The 16,198-nt window shown below is 71.8% G+C and carries 15 protein-coding genes and 3 pseudogenes; 9 read left to right on the top strand and 9 right to left on the bottom strand.

What is annotated here, in order from left to right; genetic code table 11:
• Positions 1 to 23: 23 nt before the first annotated feature.
• Entirely contained in the window at positions 24 to 1,520 is a 1,497-nt protein-coding gene (locus ABZ078_RS28090) for a hypothetical protein (RefSeq protein ID WP_356579766.1), read from the top strand.
• Here the strand turns inward: ABZ078_RS28090 and ABZ078_RS28085 are convergent.
• The 5 genes from ABZ078_RS28085 to ABZ078_RS28065 all read right to left on the bottom strand — a co-directional run bounded on the left by ABZ078_RS28085 (position 1,508) and on the right by ABZ078_RS28065 (position 6,975).
• Positions 1,508 to 2,194, bottom strand: a complete 687-nt coding sequence (locus tag ABZ078_RS28085; RefSeq protein ID WP_356579686.1) for a helix-turn-helix domain-containing protein — start codon at positions 2,192 to 2,194, stop codon at positions 1,508 to 1,510. The genes ABZ078_RS28090 and ABZ078_RS28085 overlap by 13 nt on opposite strands.
• Before the next feature lie 150 nt (positions 2,195 to 2,344).
• On the bottom strand, positions 2,345 to 3,076 hold the full coding sequence (locus tag ABZ078_RS28080) for an HAD-IA family hydrolase (protein WP_356579684.1): 732 nt from the start codon (positions 3,074 to 3,076) through the stop codon (positions 2,345 to 2,347).
• A 67-nt stretch (positions 3,077 to 3,143) separates the two neighbouring features.
• Positions 3,144 to 3,815, bottom strand: coding sequence for a phosphatase PAP2 family protein (locus ABZ078_RS28075; protein WP_356579682.1), 672 nt, complete (start codon positions 3,813 to 3,815; stop codon positions 3,144 to 3,146).
• A gap of 1,590 nt (positions 3,816 to 5,405) precedes the next feature.
• The gene (locus ABZ078_RS28070) at positions 5,406 to 6,341 is read right to left on the bottom strand and encodes a M56 family metallopeptidase (RefSeq protein WP_356579680.1); all 936 of its coding nucleotides are present in this window, start codon (positions 6,339 to 6,341) and stop codon (positions 5,406 to 5,408) included.
• 94 nt (positions 6,342 to 6,435) lie between these two features.
• Positions 6,436 to 6,975 carry a DUF5134 domain-containing protein gene (locus ABZ078_RS28065; protein ID WP_356579678.1) on the bottom strand — a complete coding sequence of 180 codons (540 nt, stop codon included), beginning with the start codon at positions 6,973 to 6,975 and terminating at the stop codon, positions 6,436 to 6,438.
• A 115-nt stretch (positions 6,976 to 7,090) separates the two neighbouring features.
• Here ABZ078_RS28065 and ABZ078_RS28060 point away from each other — a divergent pair.
• Positions 7,091 to 8,015, top strand: a pseudogene (locus ABZ078_RS28060) (FUSC family protein); the annotation flags it as partial.
• Positions 8,012 to 8,548 carry a MarR family transcriptional regulator gene (locus ABZ078_RS28055; protein ID WP_356579676.1) on the top strand — a complete coding sequence of 179 codons (537 nt, stop codon included), beginning with the start codon at positions 8,012 to 8,014 and terminating at the stop codon, positions 8,546 to 8,548. The pseudogene ABZ078_RS28060 and the gene ABZ078_RS28055, both read left to right, overlap by 4 nt.
• Before the next feature lie 15 nt (positions 8,549 to 8,563).
• On the opposite strand, the gene ABZ078_RS28050 is transcribed toward ABZ078_RS28055, so the two are convergent.
• Complete coding sequence (locus ABZ078_RS28050) at positions 8,564 to 9,328, bottom strand: VOC family protein (RefSeq protein WP_356579674.1); 765 nt, start codon at positions 9,326 to 9,328, stop codon at positions 8,564 to 8,566.
• 167 nt (positions 9,329 to 9,495) lie between these two features.
• On the opposite strand from ABZ078_RS28050, the gene ABZ078_RS28045 reads away from it, so the two are divergent.
• On the top strand, positions 9,496 to 10,410 hold the full coding sequence (locus tag ABZ078_RS28045) for an N-acetyltransferase (RefSeq protein WP_356579672.1): 915 nt from the start codon (positions 9,496 to 9,498) through the stop codon (positions 10,408 to 10,410).
• A 1-nt stretch (position 10,411) separates the two neighbouring features.
• Here the strand turns inward: ABZ078_RS28045 and ABZ078_RS28040 are convergent, their stop codons facing one another.
• Complete coding sequence (locus ABZ078_RS28040; RefSeq protein WP_356579670.1) at positions 10,412 to 10,804, bottom strand: VOC family protein; 393 nt, start codon at positions 10,802 to 10,804, stop codon at positions 10,412 to 10,414.
• A 71-nt stretch (positions 10,805 to 10,875) separates the two neighbouring features.
• Here ABZ078_RS28040 and ABZ078_RS28035 point away from each other — a divergent pair, with 71 nt between their 5' ends.
• On the top strand, positions 10,876 to 11,427 hold the full coding sequence (locus ABZ078_RS28035; RefSeq protein WP_356579668.1) for a GNAT family N-acetyltransferase: 552 nt from the start codon (positions 10,876 to 10,878) through the stop codon (positions 11,425 to 11,427).
• Between the two features lie 15 nt (positions 11,428 to 11,442).
• Here the strand turns inward: ABZ078_RS28035 and ABZ078_RS28030 are convergent, their stop codons facing one another.
• Complete coding sequence (locus tag ABZ078_RS28030; protein ID WP_356579666.1) at positions 11,443 to 12,126, bottom strand: glycerophosphodiester phosphodiesterase family protein; 684 nt, start codon at positions 12,124 to 12,126, stop codon at positions 11,443 to 11,445.
• Between the two features lie 400 nt (positions 12,127 to 12,526).
• Between ABZ078_RS28030 and ABZ078_RS28025 the strand changes: the two genes are divergently transcribed.
• The 4 genes and pseudogenes from ABZ078_RS28025 to ABZ078_RS28010 form a co-directional block, all read left to right on the top strand.
• Positions 12,527 to 13,924, top strand: coding sequence for a DUF6421 family protein (locus tag ABZ078_RS28025; RefSeq protein WP_356579664.1), 1,398 nt, complete (start codon positions 12,527 to 12,529; stop codon positions 13,922 to 13,924).
• A 44-nt stretch (positions 13,925 to 13,968) separates the two neighbouring features.
• Positions 13,969 to 14,718 carry an SDR family oxidoreductase gene (locus ABZ078_RS28020; RefSeq protein WP_356579765.1) on the top strand — a complete coding sequence of 250 codons (750 nt, stop codon included), beginning with the start codon at positions 13,969 to 13,971 and terminating at the stop codon, positions 14,716 to 14,718.
• Positions 14,715 to 15,785 (top strand): low specificity L-threonine aldolase, encoded by a 1,071-nt coding sequence (locus ABZ078_RS28015; protein WP_356579662.1) that lies wholly within the window; start codon positions 14,715 to 14,717, stop codon positions 15,783 to 15,785. Before ABZ078_RS28020 ends, ABZ078_RS28015 begins: the two co-directional genes overlap by 4 nt.
• A 49-nt stretch (positions 15,786 to 15,834) precedes the next feature.
• A pseudogene (locus tag ABZ078_RS28010) lies at positions 15,835 to 15,954 on the top strand (transglutaminase); the annotation flags it as partial.
• Here the strand turns inward: ABZ078_RS28010 and ABZ078_RS28005 are convergent.
• Positions 15,953 to 16,198 (bottom strand): annotated as a pseudogene (locus ABZ078_RS28005) (transcriptional regulator NrdR); the annotation flags it as partial. The pseudogenes ABZ078_RS28010 and ABZ078_RS28005 sit on opposite strands and share 2 nt — an antisense overlap.

The following is a 16,198-nucleotide window of genomic DNA, read 5'->3' as shown; positions in this document are numbered from 1 at the left end:
TGAACGGCACAAGGGAGGAAACAGTGATCCTGTTCAGCAATCCCAGAACCCGGCGGAGACGCCTGGCAGTTGCCGCTGCCGCCGCCGGGCTTCTGGCCACGCTGCTCACCGCGCAGCCGGCTGCCGCGACCCCCGACCCCGGGGACGGTCCCGTCGCGGAGCAGGAGGTCTCCGAGAGCACCCGGGCCGAGGTGCGGAAGGCTCTCGCGGACGGCGAGATACCCGGTCAGCACGAGATCGTCCACTCCGACAACATCCAGCACCTGGCCCACGTCCCCAAGGACGTGCTGCGGGGCACCAATTCGGACCTCGCCTTCCAGGGCAGGTACGCCTTCGCCGGGAACTACGACGGCTTCCGCGTCTTCGACATCAGCAACCCGAGGTCGCCGAAAACGGTCGCGCAAGTTCTGTGCCCCGGTTCGCAGAACGACATCTCCGTCTCCGGCGACCTGCTGTTCCTGTCCACCGACTCCTCGCGCAGCGACAGCAGTTGCAACAGCACCACACAGCCCGCGACCGAGAAGTCCTCGTGGGAGGGCATGAAGGTCTTCGACATCAGCGACAAGACGAACCCCAGGTACGTCGCCGCCGTCGAGACCGCGTGCGGCTCGCACACCCACACCCTGGTGCCCGAGCGCAGGAACGTCTACGTCTACGTCTCCTCGTACGCCCCGGACGCCACCTACCCCGACTGCCAGCCCCCGCACGACGGCATCTCCGTCATCAAGGTGCCGCGCAAGGCCCCCGAGAAGGCGGCGGTCGTGAGCTTCCCGGTGATCTTCCCCGGTGAGGGGCCGGACGGCGGCGGCAACCCGGGCCCGCCCGGAGGTGTCCGCAAGACCACCGGCTGCCACGACATCACGGTGCTGCCGTCGGAGGACCTGGCCGCCGGCGCCTGCATGGGCGACGGCATCCTGCTGTCCATCGAGGACCCGGAGCACCCGAAGGTCATCGACCAGGTGCGGGACGACGAGAAATTCGCGTTCTGGCACTCGGCCACCTTCAACCAGAAGGCGAACAAGGTCGTCTTCACCGACGAGCTGGGCGGCGGCAGCGCGGCCACCTGCAACGCGGAGATCGGCCCCGACCGCGGCGCCGACGGCATCTACGACATCGTCGGCAAGGGCGACAAGCGCAAGCTGGTCTTCCGCAGCTACTTCAAGATCCCCCGCCACCAGGCGGACACCGAGAACTGCGTCGCCCACAACGGCTCGCTGATCCCGGTCGAGGGCCGGGACCTCATGGTCCAGGCCTGGTACCAGGGCGGCGTCTCCGTCTGGGAGTTCACCGACTCGGGCAACCCGAAGGAGATCGCCTACTTCGACCGGGGTCCGCTGACCACCGACACCATCAAGTCGGGCGGTTCGTGGTCGGCGTACTACTACAACGGCTACATCTACTCGAACGAGTACGCCAGGGGCTTCGACGTCCTGAAGATCGACGACCGGCGCACGGATCCGGCCCGCCGGGTCAAGATGCGTGAGCTGAACGTCCAGACCCAGCCGGACTACTTCGACTGACCCTCCGGGCGGCCGGGCGCGGGCCCGGTCGAGAAGAACCGCGACAGATCCGTGTCGCGCGTCCCGCCGGGCACGGTCTCCGAGCCCGGCGGGACTCCCCACTCCCACTCCAGGCCGTAGCGCGCGAACAGTTCGGCCCGCAACACCGGCACGGGCATCGGCACTCCGGGCACCAGCGCCGCGTACACCGCGCCCATCAGCAGTGCGCGCAGCATCGGGTAGTCGGCGTCGACGTCCCGTGAGCCGTGCCGCACACAGGTGTCCCGCAGCAACTCGGCCAGGCGCCGCTGCTCCGGGCACTGGACGAAGCCCTCGGCCTGGAGGATCCCCGCCATGTGCTGGCGCATCAGCACGGGCCGGTCCCGGGCCAGGCCCAGGATCGCGTCGATGGCCCTGGCCATCCGCTCCCGGCCGTCCTCGGTGCGCGGCTCGCGCTCCAGTGCCTCCTCCAGCGTGCGGTGCATCAGCCGGTGTACGGCGGACTGCACGAGCTGGCGCTTGCCGGGGAAGTAGTACGACACCAGGCCGCGCGCCGAGCCCGCCCTGTCCGCGATGTCGCCCAGTGTCGTGGCCTCGTAGCCCCGCTCGCCGACCAGCTCCACCGCGGCTTGGAGTAGCCGCTCCCGGGAACGCCGCCGCAACTCTTCATTGACCGAGGCGCTGCGCGGGGACATGCTGTAACTCCTGCGTTGACTGGCTGCCAGCCAACTATACTCAGGGAGTCCGGCCCGGCCTCTGCACGGCCTGGTCGGGGCTGCCGCCTGCCTCGGGCGACGCGGGGGATCGTCCGAGGCCGGTGAGCTCCCAGGAACGGTGGCTTGAGGTTACTTGTCCCTGTGTGGGGCGGAACCGTTCTGCCGCGGGGCGGCGCCCACGAGATCCAGCACCGGCCGCAGGCCGTCGGGCCGTTGCGCCGCCGGCAGGTGGTCCACGAAGTGCACCGCGCACCCCAGAGCCGCCGCACCGCCGTCCGCCCGCCGGTCGTCGCCGACCATGACGACGTCCTTCGGGTCGGCGTCGAGCGCTGTGCAGGCCACGGTGAAGAGTCGCGGGTCGGGCTTCTGGACGCCGTGCTCGTACGACAGCACGTAGGTGTCCACGTACGGATCGAGGCCGTGCTCCCGGAACACCGGACGGATGTCCCAGCCGACGTTGCTGACCACTGCGACGCCGATGCCGCGCTCACGCAGCGTCCGCAGCACCTCGGCGGTGTCGGGGTACGGCGCCCACGCGGCCGGGGCCATGTGGCGGTCGTACAGCAGGTCGTGCAAGCGGTCGTCGGGGAGCGGCACATGCCGGGAGAGCCCGGTGTAGGCGGCCCGGTGCAGCTCCGAGCTCTTGTCGCGTACGCCCCAGACGCTCGCGACGTCCTCGGGCAGCCAGGACGGGTTGGCCCCGCCCGGCAGCGCTCCCATCGACTCCAGCGCCCGCGCCGCCTCGACCAACTCGGCCTCGCCGAGCTCGACCTGAGCCTCGGTGAGTGTTCCGCGCAGCCAGGACTCGGTGGACTCGATACGGAAGAGTGTTCCGGAGAAATCGAAGAGGACGGCGGTCATGAGCGGATCCTACGGGGCCGCGTCCCTCCCGCGCGGGAAGATCGCCGCCACCGCGCATACGGACGGTTCAGCTCTGCCGTCGGGCGTGCACCCTCACCGCCAGCACCGCGACCAACGCGCCCAGCAGCCAGCCGCCGACGACGTCCGTGGGCCAGTGGACGCCCAGCCACACCCTGGTCAGGCCGACGCCCAGCACGGAGATCACGGCCACGGCGACGGCCGTGCGCCACAGGGCGGGGGCGGCGCCGTGGCGGCGCAGGAGCCACAGCAGGACGCCGCACACCACGGTGGCCGTCATGGCGTGGCCGGACGGGAAGGCGGCGTAGTGGGCGGAGTCGACGGGGTCGGGCCAGACGGGGCGGGGGCGGTCGATCACGGCCTTGAGGGTCTGCTGGATCACCGAGGCGAGCACACACGTCACCATCAGCCACACGGCAGTCCAGCGCGCCGCTCTGCGCCACACCAGCCAGATCGCGACCACCGCGGACAGGATGCGCATCGTCCACGGGTCCCAGACCCAGTCCGTCAGGATGCGGAACGCCTGCGTGACACCGGACTCCGCGACCGCCCAGCGGTGCGTGGTCTCGGCGATGTCGCTGTCCAGGGACATCAGCGGGTACCAGCGGACCGCCACCAGGGCGAGCAGCAGCGCTGAGCACAGGGCCAGGGCACCGGCCCAAGGGGCGGTTCGGCGCTCGACCGGCGGGCGGGGCGGGGACTCGACGGACTGGGTGTGCATATTGCGATCCTCGCCGATCAGTGGGTGGGGAGGCCAATGCCGGGGCCCGTTTGCGACGCCCGCCACAGGCGTGGGCCGGTCGGACACTACGGCCGACCTTGCGGTGAAGGCTCCGGCCGCCATGGGATGGGGGCTGTTGGTTGGCGTTGTGGTGTGGATTGCGGGGGGTTGTGGGATGGATGCCCGGGGTCGTGGTGGTGATGTGGGTTTGCGGTGGTTGTTGGGCGGGTCCTGTGTCACCGATCCGGCGTGGGTTCCGGGTGGCCGGGGAACGGGCACGGCGGCCGACCAGCCGCGAAGGATCGACCGGCCCTGCGACTGGCATTCCGGCTGACCCCAGGACGATTGCTCGGCGGCTCGGCGGCTCGGCGGCTCGGCGGCTCGGCGGCTCGGCGGCTCGGCGGCAAGCGCGCGGCGCGTCCGTGAGAGGCACCGTGGCGACCTCTCACTCTCGCGAGGCAGCCTCGGCCGGCTGCGCGACGAACATCGGCGGGCTCCGCGACAGGCACGGTGACTGAGCCCCGGATGAGCACGGGGCCGGCCCTGCGTCGGGTCCTGCGGCGGGCCTGGCGGCGAGACTTCCGGCCGACCTCGCGGCGAAGACTCCGGCCGGCCCTGCGGCAACGCCCGGATCGCCTCGTACAGGCAGCGTGGCCGCCCCTGGGACGTGCACTCAGCCGGCCTTGCGACGACAAAACGCTCGTCGGCTCGACTCGGACTCAGACTCGGTCGCCCCTGCGACCGACGCTCGGCCGGCCCGTGCCAGTGGTTTCGGTCCGGTGCCCGACGGAGAGCCGGCCGACCCTGCGGGAACATGCGGCTTGCCTGTGGCAGGGGCTCGGTTTCCGTGAGCGGCGAAGACCCGGCCATCCCTGCGACCAACGGTCGGCTCGCCCACGGCGAACCCTCGGTCGATCCCGCGCCGAACACCCGGCTCGCCCAGGACCAACGTTCGGCCGGCTCCCGGCCACCAGTCGGTTCGTCCACGGCGACTTCCTTCGGTCGACTCCCGGCCGGCCCTCGGCCAACCTCGGTGGACCCTCGGCCACCACCCGGCCGATCCCCGGCCAACACCCGGCTCGCCCACGACCAATTTTCGGCCGACTCCCGGCCACCAGTCGGCTCGTCCACGGCGATCCCTCTGCCGACCCCCGGCCAACCTCGGCGGACCCTCGGCCACCACTCCGCCGATCCCCGGCCAACCCTCGGTCAACATCCGGCTCGCCCACGACCAATTTTCGGCCGACCTCCGGCCACCGCTCGGCTCGTCCACGGCGATCCCTCGGCCGATTCCCGGCCAGCCCTCAGTCGACTCGGGCCACCGCTCGGCTCGTCCACGATCAACGCTCGGTCGACTCGGGCCACCACTCGGCTCGTTCCACGGCGATCCCCCGGCCAACCCTCGGCGACCACTCCGCCGATCCCTGGCCAACCGCCGGCCAACCCTCGGCTGCCCACGGCGACCCCTCGGCTCGCCCACGGCGAACCCCTTGGCCGAATCCCGGCCACCACTCAGTCGCCCCCCGATCAAGACGCCGCCGCCCCCGGCGAGACGACCCGCCCGAGCCCGCCGTTCCCCTGGCGGCCCCGCTACCCCAGCGCCCGCAACCCGGGGCCGAACGCCACCAGTAGCGGTATCACCGGAACCAGCGCGGCCGCCGCCGTCAGGCGCAGGCGGCGGCCCGCAGGGAGGCGGTTCGGGGGAGTCAACAGGCGGCTCACCCGCTGGGGCACCTGGGCGTGCGAGGTCGGGCAGGGGCCGAACACGCCCCGGTCCTCGTTGAGTTCGACCAGGGCCAGGGCGGTGGTCAGTCGGCCGAAGCGCCGGGAGGCCATGTCGTCGGCGGCGAGTTCGACCAGGCGGTGCATCTCGTCGCGGAACGCGGCGAACACCGGCACCTGCGGAAACCCACCGGCCAGCGCGGCCGAGCAGTGCAGCAGCCAGTCGTGCCGGGCCTGCGCGTGCCCCTGCTCATGGGCGAGTACGGCGTCCAACTGCCGCCCCTTCAGGCGGCGCAGCGCGGCGGTGGTGATGACGAGCCGGGGCGCCGCACCGGGCAGCCACCAGGCGTCCGGCCGCTCGCCCTCAAGGATCACCAGCCGGTCGCTCCCGGGCTCCTCGCCGGGCAACAGCGGTGCGCGGACGAGGAGTTCGGCCCGCCGCTGCCTGCGCCGGGCACGCGCGCGTACGACCTCACGCACCAGCATCGCCACGGTCCACAACCCACCGCACGCGAGCGCCACCGCGGTCGTCGCCGCCCAGGGACGGCCCACACCGTGCGCGTACGCCTCCACGACGGCACTCGGCGCCGGGGCGAACACATGGCCGCGCACCACGTGCCAGGCGGCCGCCGCGCTGAGCGTCATGGACAGCGCGCAGCACAGGAGAACGGCCGCCACCACGCACTGCCACACCCACAGGGCGACCACCGGTTCACGGTCCGGCCAGTCGACCCGGGCGAGCAGCCGAGGGGCGACCACGGCGGTCAGGGCGCCGAGCAGCAACAGTGCCGCGGGGACCATCATGGACAGCACCCTATGAGCGCCGTACCGCTCAGGGGTACGGCCGGCAGCGCCAAGTGACGCAGACCACGGCCCCGTACGGCCCCGCGGCGCTGCTTCACAGGGTCAGCAGCATCGCCACCATGGCGATCCCCATCGACAGCCGGCAGGCCCGCGCCAACTCCGGCCGGTCGCCCCACGCGACGGCTCCGGCGGCGGCCGGAACCGGCACCAGCCGGACCCCGGAGAGCAGCACGTACCCCGTGAAGTACAGCAGCAGCGGCCCCGTCACCAGCGGGATCCCGGATCCGCCGTGCCCGCTCCCGTGTCCGGGCGAGGCGGCCATCGCGACCGCCATGTAGACCATGGCCAGGGCTCCCACCAGGTGGTGCAGATGGTGGGAACCCGCCCGCGCCGACCACAGGGCGTGCAGCGCGGCCGCGCCGAAGACGGCCGCGTACACGGGCCAGGCCCACGACGGCGGCGTGAACACCGCGGCGGGCACCGCCATCGCCGCCATCCCGAAGCCCATGAGCGCCTCGCCGCCCGCGGCCCGGCGCTGCTCCTCGACGTGGCTGCGCATCCGCAGCAGACAGTAGGCCCCGGTCGCCGTACACAGCGCGACCAGCAGCCAGCCCTGCGAAGCCGGTCCGTGCACGCGCATCCTCCCCGCTCGACGGTCTCGGACAGTGCGTCGATGCCCCGGCCGTGCGGCGCGCACGCGAGCGCAAGGGTGTACACGGGGAGCATCCGGGGGAGCGCGGCACAGGACCGGACATCTCGCGCCGGCCGCCGCGGCCGGGGCCTGGGCCTGGCTCGTCGGCATGGCACCCGGCCTGCTGCGACCGCACGGTCCGGAGCGCCGGGCCACCGCGGCCGCCCTGAACGCGGCCGCCGGGTACGTGGAGACGCGGGGCATCGTCGGCACCAGCGGTACCGGCGGCACGGGCGAGGACCGCGCCCGACCCCACGCCGCCGCTGTCACCGCCCCGGCCGAAGCCGGCCCGGGGCTGCTGCGCGGCCGGGTGCGGCAGGTGCGCGGCAACCGTGCCGTGCCGGAGGTCGACGACCTCGTCGGCATCACCGCCGAACTCGCCCCGCCCGGCGGCGGGTTGCCCAGCCGCCTCGCGTCCCTGGCGCCGCTCGGCCTACGCGCCGCCCTCGGCTGCGCCCTCGCCGGCTGCGCCTCCCTCGCCCTGGGGATCACCCCGCCCGTACTGGGCCCTGGTCACCGCGGCGTCCCTGTACCAGGCCGACCTCGCCCCGACCTGGGGCCGCGGCGTCCAGCGCGTCGTCGGCGACCTGCTCGGCGTTCTCCTCTTCGCCGCCGTGGTTCCGCTGGCCCACACCGGCGGGCTCGTCCTCGTCCTGTGCTGCCTGGCCTTCAGCTTCGGTGCCGAGGCGCTGATCAGCCGCAACCACTGGCTCGGCAGCGTCCGCGTGACCCCCTATGGCACCGCTCGTCACCGAGTTCGCCGGATTCCAGGTCCGGGGCGGCTGATCACCGAGCGGATCGTGGACATCTTGGTCGGCGTGCTGCTCGGACTCGCCGCCGCCCTGGCCGTCCCCGACCGGCCGCGGCAGCGGGTCGTGCGCACGGAGCCGCCCGGACCCCGTACGCTCGCGGCCACGGGGCGGAGCCAGGGCCCGCACCCGGACCAGCGCACAGGCGACACGACGGAGGGCGTACGGCCATGACGGCGACGAACGGCGGGCCGACCGGGGGGAAGCGGGACACGGTTGCCGCGGTGGTCCGGCAGTGGCAGGCCGTCCACCCGGACCTCGACACCGCCCCCATGGAGATCATCGGCCGCATCAACCGCTGCGCCGCCCTCCTCCAGCAGGCCGAGGACGCCCCCCTGCGCCGCGCCGGCCTCAGCCGCCCCGAGTTCGACCTGCTCGGCGCGCTGCGCCGCACCGGCCATGAGCTGACCCCCAGTGAGCTCGCCCGTGAGACGTTCTCCTCGGGCGCCGCCGTCACCAAACGCCTCAAGCAGCTGACCGAACGCGGACTGGTGGAGCGCCGCGGCGACAGCCGGGACCGCCGCGTCGCCCACGTCCGCCTCACCGACGCGGGCCGGGAACTCGTCGACGGCACCCTGCCCGAGCAACTCGCGTACGAGACGGACGTACTGTCCGGCCTGGAACGGCACGGGCAGCACGAACTGGCCTCCCTGCTCGGCGAGTTGCTCGGCCAGCTCGAAGGGCGGCTGGGAGCGCTGCGCGTCTGACCCGGGCGGGCCGCGTCACCTCTCGTCGGCCGCGCGGTACACGCCGAACATCGCCCCCTGCGGGTCCCGCAGCACGGCGATGCGCGGCCCGTCGGGGACGGAGGTGGGCTCCATGAGGACGGTGCCGCCCGCCTGCGTGGCGTCCGCCGCGGTGATGTCCACGTCCGTCACGGCGAAGTACGGCAGCCAGTGCGCGGGCACCTCGTGCGGGAACTTGTCGTCCATCGTCACCATGCCGCCGAAGTCGGCGCCGTCGACGCCCCACTGCGTGTAGTGCTCCGAGGCGTTGACGCTCCAGCCGAACACCGTCGTGTAGAAGTCCACGGCCCGCTCGGGCGCCCGGGTCATGAGCTCCACCCAGCCCAGCGAGCCGGGCGCGTCGAGCAGCCCCGCGCCCGGGAAGGTCCGCGCCTGCCAGAGCTGGAAGACCGCGCCCGTCGGGTCCACGGCCACCGCGAAGCGGCCCATGTCGAAGACGTCCATCGGGCCGACCAGGACCGCACCGCCTGCCGCGGTCACCCGCGCGGCGGTGGCGTCCGCGTCCGGCACCGCGAAGGAGACGTTCCACGCCACCGGCTGCCCCTCCTGGTACAGCGGTGTCAGCGCGGCCACCGCCGCGTCCCCGAGGTGCGCGATCGAGTAGCCGCCGGCCTCCTGACGCGGGTCGGTCTCGGCACGCCAGCCGAACAACGCCTCGTAGAACCGCTTGGCCCCCGCCAGGTCGGTGGTCCCGAGCTCGGTCCAGCAGGGCCCACCGGTCACCGGCTTGTCGAGCTTCATGACGTTCCTTCCGCAGGGAGAGCCCTCTCCAGCACGCTAAGCCCCGCCCCGGGCCCCGGCCATCCGGCGAAAACCACTGGAGCCCGCCGCCACCGCCGCCGTACCCTCGACCCCGTACCGCACCGCATGGCGGCCTTCCGACACCGTTCTCCGACCGGAGGTCCCGCATGCCCGCGCTCGAGGTGCGCCCCTTCCACCGCGCCGACCGCGACCAGCTCACCGAACTGATCAACCTGCATGTCGCGGCCGTCGTCCCCGGCGTCTGCGTCTCCGTGAACACCGTGCTCAGCGCTTTGGAACGGCAGCCGGACGAGTTCATCACCGACCCCTGGGTGAGCGAGCGGGTGACCCTCGTCGCCGAGCAGCGCGACCACGTCGTGGCCGCCGCCCATCTGCTGCGCTACCGGGCGGACGACGAGGTCGGCCCCGGCCACCGGGACATCGGTGAGATCGACTGGTTCGTCTGCCGTCCGCCGGCCTCCTTCTGGCCGGACTCCGAGGAGGCCGCGGACCTGCTGATGAGCGCCTGCCTGGCCCGGCTGGCCCGCTGGGACGTGCGCGCCCGGTACGCGAGCGGCGAGCTCCCCGCCCCCGCCGTCTACGGCCTGCCGCGCACCTGGCCGCACATCCGTGCCCGGTACGAGCGCGCGGGTTTCCGGCACACCGGGGACACCGAGGTGATCCTGATCGCCTCCGTCGCCGATCTGCCGCCCCGCGAGCCCCGGCCCGGCGTCACCGTCGAACGCACGCTGGGCGAGTGCGGCACGCGCCTGACGGCGTACGCCGACGGTCGCGCCCTAGGCTTCGTCGAGGTCGACACGGCCCTGTCCCGCCCCGAACGCCACACCCGCGGCACGGGCCTCGCCGACATCGGCAACCTGCACATCGACCCGTCGGTGTACGGCGAGGGCCTGGAGCACTGGCTGCTGGGGCAGGCCGCCGACTGGCTGCGCCTGTGCGGCGCGGACCGCCTCCTCGCCTACGAGCCGGCCGGCGACCGCACGATGACCGACCACCTGACCGCGGCCGGCTTCCGCGAGCTCACCCGCACCGACCGCCGCTGGGAACACCGCCCGGGGTGACTCAGATCCCCGGCCGGTACCGCAGGGGATGATCAGCAGGCACCTCCACCAGCACGATCCGCGTCCCGTCCGGATCCCCGATCCACATCTCGACGAGCCCCCACGGTTCCTTCACCGGCGGCCGCACGATCTCGACTCCCCTGCCCCGCAGCTCGTCGTGCGCCGCCGCCACGTCCTCGACCTGGAGCCACAGCCGGACGGCGGGGGACGGCGGTGTCTCGGAACGGCCGGAGACCTCCAGGAACCCACCGCCGAGGAAGTAGACGGTGCCGCGCTCCGGCCCCGTTCCGAACTCGCGGTAGACGGCGAGGCCCAGCTGCTCGCCGTAGAAGACACGGGAGCGCTCGGGGTCGGTGGGCTGGATCAGGGTCCGTCCGCTCAGTACGTGCACCATGCGGCCGGAGCCTAGTGGCGCGTTACGCTCTGCGGTGCCCGAGCCGCGCCCGAGAAGTGGAGAAGCGCACCATGGAAACCGCCGCGAGCCCCGCCGCCTGCGGACTCACCTTCCGTGAAGCCACCGACGCCGACGTGGACATGCTGGTCGCGCTCATCGAGTCCGCCTACCGCGGGGACTCCAGCCGGGCCGGGTGGACGACGGAGGCGGACATCCTGGAGGGCCGGCGGACGGATCCGGAGGGTGTGCTGGAGGTCATCACGTCGCCGGACAGCCGGCTGCTGACGGTCGAGCGGGACGGGCGGATCGTCGCCTGCTGTCAGCTCGAACACCGAGGCGACCACGCCTACTTCGGGATGTTCGCGGTCAGCCCCGCCCTCCAGGGCGCCGGCCTCGGCAAGGTGATCATCGCGGAGGCGGAGCGGCAGGCCCGGGTGAGCTGGGGCGTGCGCGAGATGCACATGACCGTGATCTCCGTACGCGACGACCTGATCGCCTGGTACGAGCGGCGCGGCTACCGCCGTACGGGACGGATGACCCCGTTCCCGTACGGCGACGAGCGCTTCGGCATTCCGCAGCGGGCGGACCTGCAGTTCGAGCTCCTGGTCAAGGAACTGGCCTGACGCTCACGCGGCCGGTCACGCCGTGAAGCGGCCGGTGCGCTTGATCTCCGGGTAGTCGGTGGTCGCGCCGTCCAGTTGCAGGGCCCGTACGAGGCGCAGGTGGTCCTGCGTGTTGACCACCCAGCCGATGATCCTCAGGTCCGCCTTGCGCGCGTGCTCCACGACCTCCAGGGTGAGCCGGCGGATGTTCAGGCAGACGGTCGCCGCGCCGGCCTCGACGGCGCGGTCCACGATGTCGGTGCCGTAGCGGCTGGCGATCAGCGCGGTCCGTACCCCCGGCACCAGCCGGGCGATCTCGGCGACGGCGTCGTCGTGGAACGAGGACACCTCGACCCGGGAGACGAGGTCCTTCTGGGCCATGACCTCCGCGAGGGCCCGTGCCGCCGCGACGTCCTTGATCTCGGCCTGGAGCGGCGACCGCACCGCCTCCAGGACCTCTTCGAAGACCGGGACGCGCTCGCCGCGCCCCGCGTCCAGCGCGCGCAGCTCGGCGAGGGTCTTGTCGGCGATCGGGCCGGTGCCGTCGGTCGTGCGGTCCACGTCGGTGTCGTGCATGACGACGAGGGCGCCGTCCTTGCTCAGGTGGAGATCGAGTTCGATGACGTCGAGGCCGGCCTGCTGGGCGGCGACGAAGGAACGGAGGGTGTTCTCGGGTTCGACACCCATCACTCCGCGATGACCGATGGTAAGGAAGTTCAAGGTTCAACTCGCTTCCGTCGACGGCGGCGGGGGGGAGCGCACGCGAACCGGAGCGGAACGTTCGCGCGGCAGTGCCGCAGCCTAGTGGCCGGGGCGCGTGATGAGCCCCACGTGTACGCGGGGTTTGCGGCGGTGGACATGCCGTACCTGGCCGGCGGGCCCTCGGGTGGTCACCCGGGCGTGGGCGAGTCCCTGGAGGATTGACCGGTTCGGCGCGGTCTCCCGTCAGCCCCCGCGTATGCCCACTCGGCGTCGGAGTAATCGCCGAGGCCGTGATCGGCAGGAAAAAGTGCGGTGAAGGTGGTGGCGGGCAGGATATTTTCCCGAGTCTCCTCTTGCTGGGAGAAACGTCGTATGTATACGGTCTCCATACGCGAGGTTCTCCCGTGGAGGATGGGACATGACGGAAATTCTTGTGCAGGCGGCTTCGGGGGAGCAGGTTCCTCCCGCGACCAGGGTGGTGGAGCACCCGGCGTGGCCGGTGCTCAAGGATGCCGTGGAGCGGATCCGGCCATGGCAGTCCAAGGACGGGTCGATCGACTTCGACGCCGAGGGCGCGCCCGAGCACGCGGACGCCGAGGCCGCCGTACGGCGTGTCGTGAAGGCCGTCGAGGAGCTCTCCCCGCTGCTGTCGCACGACGCCGCTTACCACCACGCCCTGGTGAAGGACCTGACCCGCTGGGCCGAGGGCGGCTTCGAGGTGCCGGACTTCCTCGACTCGCTGCTGGCCTTCCAGCCCGCCGCGAACCGCGCGGACGGCCTGCAGCACCTGGTCGTCTTCCCGATGTACACGCAGAACGGCAATCCCGACCGCAACCTCGAAGCGGTCGTGCTGCGCATGGTCTGGCCGGACTGGCTGGCCGAGCTGGAGCGCACCCGCTTCGACAACCCGCTGTTCTGCGGCATCAAGTTCGAGGACTTCACGGCGGGCTACGACACCAACTCCGCGGTTCTCTTCCCGGAGACCATCGCCGTGCGCGAGGCGCCGGAGCGCTTCTCCTGGGGCGGTATCTTCTGCGACCGCGAGGCCGCCCGCTTCCGCCGCGTCACCGACGCCGCCGTCGACATCCTGGGCCTCGACCTGCCCGAGGACGTCGCCGCCATGGTCCACGACCAGAAGCGCTGTGAGGAGGCCTTCGTGCTGTGGGACATGGTCCACGACCGCACCCACAGCCACGGCGACCTGCCGTTCGACCCGTTCATGATCAAGCAGCGCCAGCCGTTCTGGATGTACGGCCTGGAGGAGCTGCGCTGCGACCTCACCGCCTTCAAGGAGGCCGTGAAGCTGGAGGCCGACGGCGTTCCGCAGGCGCGTGACGTGCAGTACGCGGTGCTGTTCGACCGCATGTTCCGCTTCCCGGTCACCGGTGAGCGCGTGCGCAACTACGACGGCCTGGGCGGCCAGCTCCTCTTCGCCTACCTGCACAAGCACGACGTCGTCCGCTGGACCGACAACAAGCTGTTCATCGACTGGCAGCGCGCCCCGCAGGTCACCAACCAGCTCTGCGCCGAGATCGAGAAGCTGTACCGCGACGGCATCGACCGCCCCAAGCTCGTCCACTGGTTCGCGGGCTACGAGCTCGTCTCCGCCTACCTCGCCCCGCACCCGGGCTCCAAGTGGGCCAAGGGCCCGGACGCCCTGGACCTGACCCAGCCGCCGCGCAAGCTCGTCGATGACGTGCTTCCGGACGAGTTTCCGCTGAGCATGTTCTATGAGGCCCTGTCCAAGAAGCTCAAGAACGTGATCGCCTCCACCAGGGGCATCACCGCGGACAGCACCGAGCGGATCGCCGCGTGAGCGACCGCAGCACCGAGAACACAGCGCAGCAGGAGGCGAAGAAAATGGCGGGGAACGGAGCTCTCAGCGGTGCGGTGATCGCGGTGGCCGGCGCGGGCGGGCCCGCCGGCCGGGCCACGCTGCGGCGACTGGCCGAGGCGGGCGCGACCGTCGTCGGCGCGGACAACGACCCCGAGCGCCTGGCGGAGGCCGTGGACGCCGCGCGCTACGCCTCCGGCGGCGCGACCGTCACCGGCGAGACGGTCGACCTGCTCGACCTGGAGTCCACCCGAAACTGGGCGGCACGCACCGAGAAGGAGTTCGGTCGCGTCGACGGACTGGTCCACCTCGTCGGCGGCTGGCGCGGCAGCGAGACCTTCATCAAGACCAGCCTCGACGACTGGGACTTCCTGGAGCTGCTGCTCATCCGCACCGTGCAGCACACGTCGCTGGCCTTCTTCGAGGCCCTGCAGCGCAGCGAGCGCGGCCGCTATCTGCTGATCAGCGCCGCCGGTGCCACGAAGCCGACCGCGGGCAACGCCTCGTACGCCGCCGCCAAGGCCGCCGCCGAGGCCTGGACGCTCGCGCTGGCCGACGCCTTCCGTAAGGCGGGGGGTGCCGAGGGGCCGACGTCCGCTGCTGCCATCCTGGTGGTGAAGGCTCTGGTGCACGACGCGATGCGCGCCGAGCGACCCAACGCGAAGTTCGCGGGTTTCACGGACGTCAAGGACCTGGCCGAGGCCATCGTCGGCGTCTGGGACAAGCCCGCCGCCGAAGTGAACGGAAACCGCCTGTGGCTGACCGAGAAGCCGTGAACCCTCCGAAGACCGACGCGCGTCGTCATCACGACCCGGAGGTCCGCGGTTTCGCCAGTGACAACTACGCCGGGGCGCACCCCGAGGTGCTCGCCGCCCTGGCCCTGGCCAACGGCGGCCACCAGGTCGCGTACGGCGAGGACGACTACACCGAGAACCTCCAGCGGATCATCCGCAGCCACTTCGGCGCCACCGCCGAGGCGTTCCCGGTCTTCAACGGCACCGGCGCCAACGTCGTCGCGCTCCAGGCGGTCACCGACCGCTGGGGCGCGGTGATCTGCGCCGAGAGCGCGCACATCAACGTCGACGAGTGCGGGGCACCGGAGCGGGTCGGCGGGCTCAAGCTGCTCACCGTGCCCACGCCCGACGGCAAGCTCACCCCCGAGCTGATCGACCGGCAGGCGTACGGCTGGGACGACGAGCACCGGGCGATGCCGCAGGTCGTCTCGATCACCCAGAGCACCGAACTCGGCACCCTCTACACGCCGGACGAGATCCGCGCGATCTGCGAGCACGCCCACGCGCACGGCATGAAGGTGCACCTGGACGGCTCGCGGATAGCCAACGCGGCCGCCTCCCTGAACGTGCCCATGCGGACGTTCACCGACGCGGTCGGCGTCGACATCCTCTCCCTCGGCGGCACCAAGAACGGCGCGCTGTTCGGCGAGGCGGTCGTCGTCCTCGACCAGGACGCCGTCAGCCACCTGAAGCACCTGCGCAAGCTGTCCATGCAGCTTGCCTCCAAGATGCGCTTCGTGTCGGTGCAGTTGGAGGCCCTGCTCGCGAAGGACCTGTGGCTGCGCAACGCCCGCCACGCCAACGAGATGGCCCAGCGCCTCGCCGAGGGCGTGCGCGCCGTCCACGGGGTGGAGATCGTCTACCCGGTGCAGTCCAACGCCGTCTTCGCCAAGCTCCCGCACGACGTGAGCGAGCGCTTGCAGAAGCGGTTCCGGTTCTACTTCTGGGACGAGGCGGCGGGCGTCGTGCGCTGGATGTGCGCCTTCGACACGACCGAGGAGGACGTGGACGCGTTCGTGGCGGCGCTCAAGGAGGAGATGGCGCGCTAGTCACCCTTCTTCACCGCGTGCATAGATATTCGGCGATCGGAAAAACTAATTGACCCGGCCTCGGGCTGCCCCTACGCTCTGCTTGGCGGCGGATGAAGCAATCGACCACCATCATCCGGTCGTTCGTGAGACGGCTTCCAGGCTCGCCGACGGGGTGGCGGACTCGTTTCGAGCTCCTGCGACGGGCCGAGTATGGCCAGCCCCACATCGTGAGTGTTCAGCTCGGCGCTTCCGGTGGCCCGCACCGCCTCCTCGACCCGCTGGCCGAGCTGAGCGAGAGCGTCCTCGGTGACAGGTCGCCCCTGGCATGCCTTGCGGACGGTTCGGTGACTCCGGACCGCTTGATCACCATCAGCGAGCACGTCTCCACGGTCGTGAAACGACGGGAGCAGTCAGGACACTGGCGGCGCCTG

Origin of the sequence: Streptomyces sp. NPDC006385 (assembly GCF_040612485.1) — a bacterium.
Taxonomy (GTDB): domain Bacteria; phylum Actinomycetota; class Actinomycetes; order Streptomycetales; family Streptomycetaceae; genus Streptomyces.
Note: the sequence above shows the minus strand (reverse complement) of the source record. Positions and strands in the feature narration are given on the sequence as shown.

Excerpts from the sequence above, each read along its gene's own strand:
- ABZ078_RS28085 (WP_356579686.1), bottom strand. The coding sequence starts at position 2,194 with ATGTCCCCGCGCAGCGCCTCGGTCAATGAAGAGTTGCGGCGGCGTTCC.
- ABZ078_RS28080 (WP_356579684.1), bottom strand. The coding sequence starts at position 3,076 with ATGACCGCCGTCCTCTTCGATTTCTCCGGAACACTCTTCCGTATCGAG.
- ABZ078_RS28075 (WP_356579682.1), bottom strand. The coding sequence starts at position 3,815 with ATGCACACCCAGTCCGTCGAGTCCCCGCCCCGCCCGCCGGTCGAGCGC.
- ABZ078_RS28070 (WP_356579680.1), bottom strand. The coding sequence starts at position 6,341 with ATGATGGTCCCCGCGGCACTGTTGCTGCTCGGCGCCCTGACCGCCGTG.
- ABZ078_RS28055 (WP_356579676.1), top strand. The coding sequence starts at position 8,012 with ATGACGGCGACGAACGGCGGGCCGACCGGGGGGAAGCGGGACACGGTT.
- ABZ078_RS28050 (WP_356579674.1), bottom strand. The coding sequence starts at position 9,328 with ATGAAGCTCGACAAGCCGGTGACCGGTGGGCCCTGCTGGACCGAGCTC.
- ABZ078_RS28045 (WP_356579672.1), top strand. The coding sequence starts at position 9,496 with ATGCCCGCGCTCGAGGTGCGCCCCTTCCACCGCGCCGACCGCGACCAG.
- ABZ078_RS28040 (WP_356579670.1), bottom strand. The coding sequence starts at position 10,804 with ATGGTGCACGTACTGAGCGGACGGACCCTGATCCAGCCCACCGACCCC.
- ABZ078_RS28035 (WP_356579668.1), top strand. The coding sequence starts at position 10,876 with ATGGAAACCGCCGCGAGCCCCGCCGCCTGCGGACTCACCTTCCGTGAA.
- ABZ078_RS28025 (WP_356579664.1), top strand. The coding sequence starts at position 12,527 with ATGACGGAAATTCTTGTGCAGGCGGCTTCGGGGGAGCAGGTTCCTCCC.
- ABZ078_RS28020 (WP_356579765.1), top strand. The coding sequence starts at position 13,969 with ATGGCGGGGAACGGAGCTCTCAGCGGTGCGGTGATCGCGGTGGCCGGC.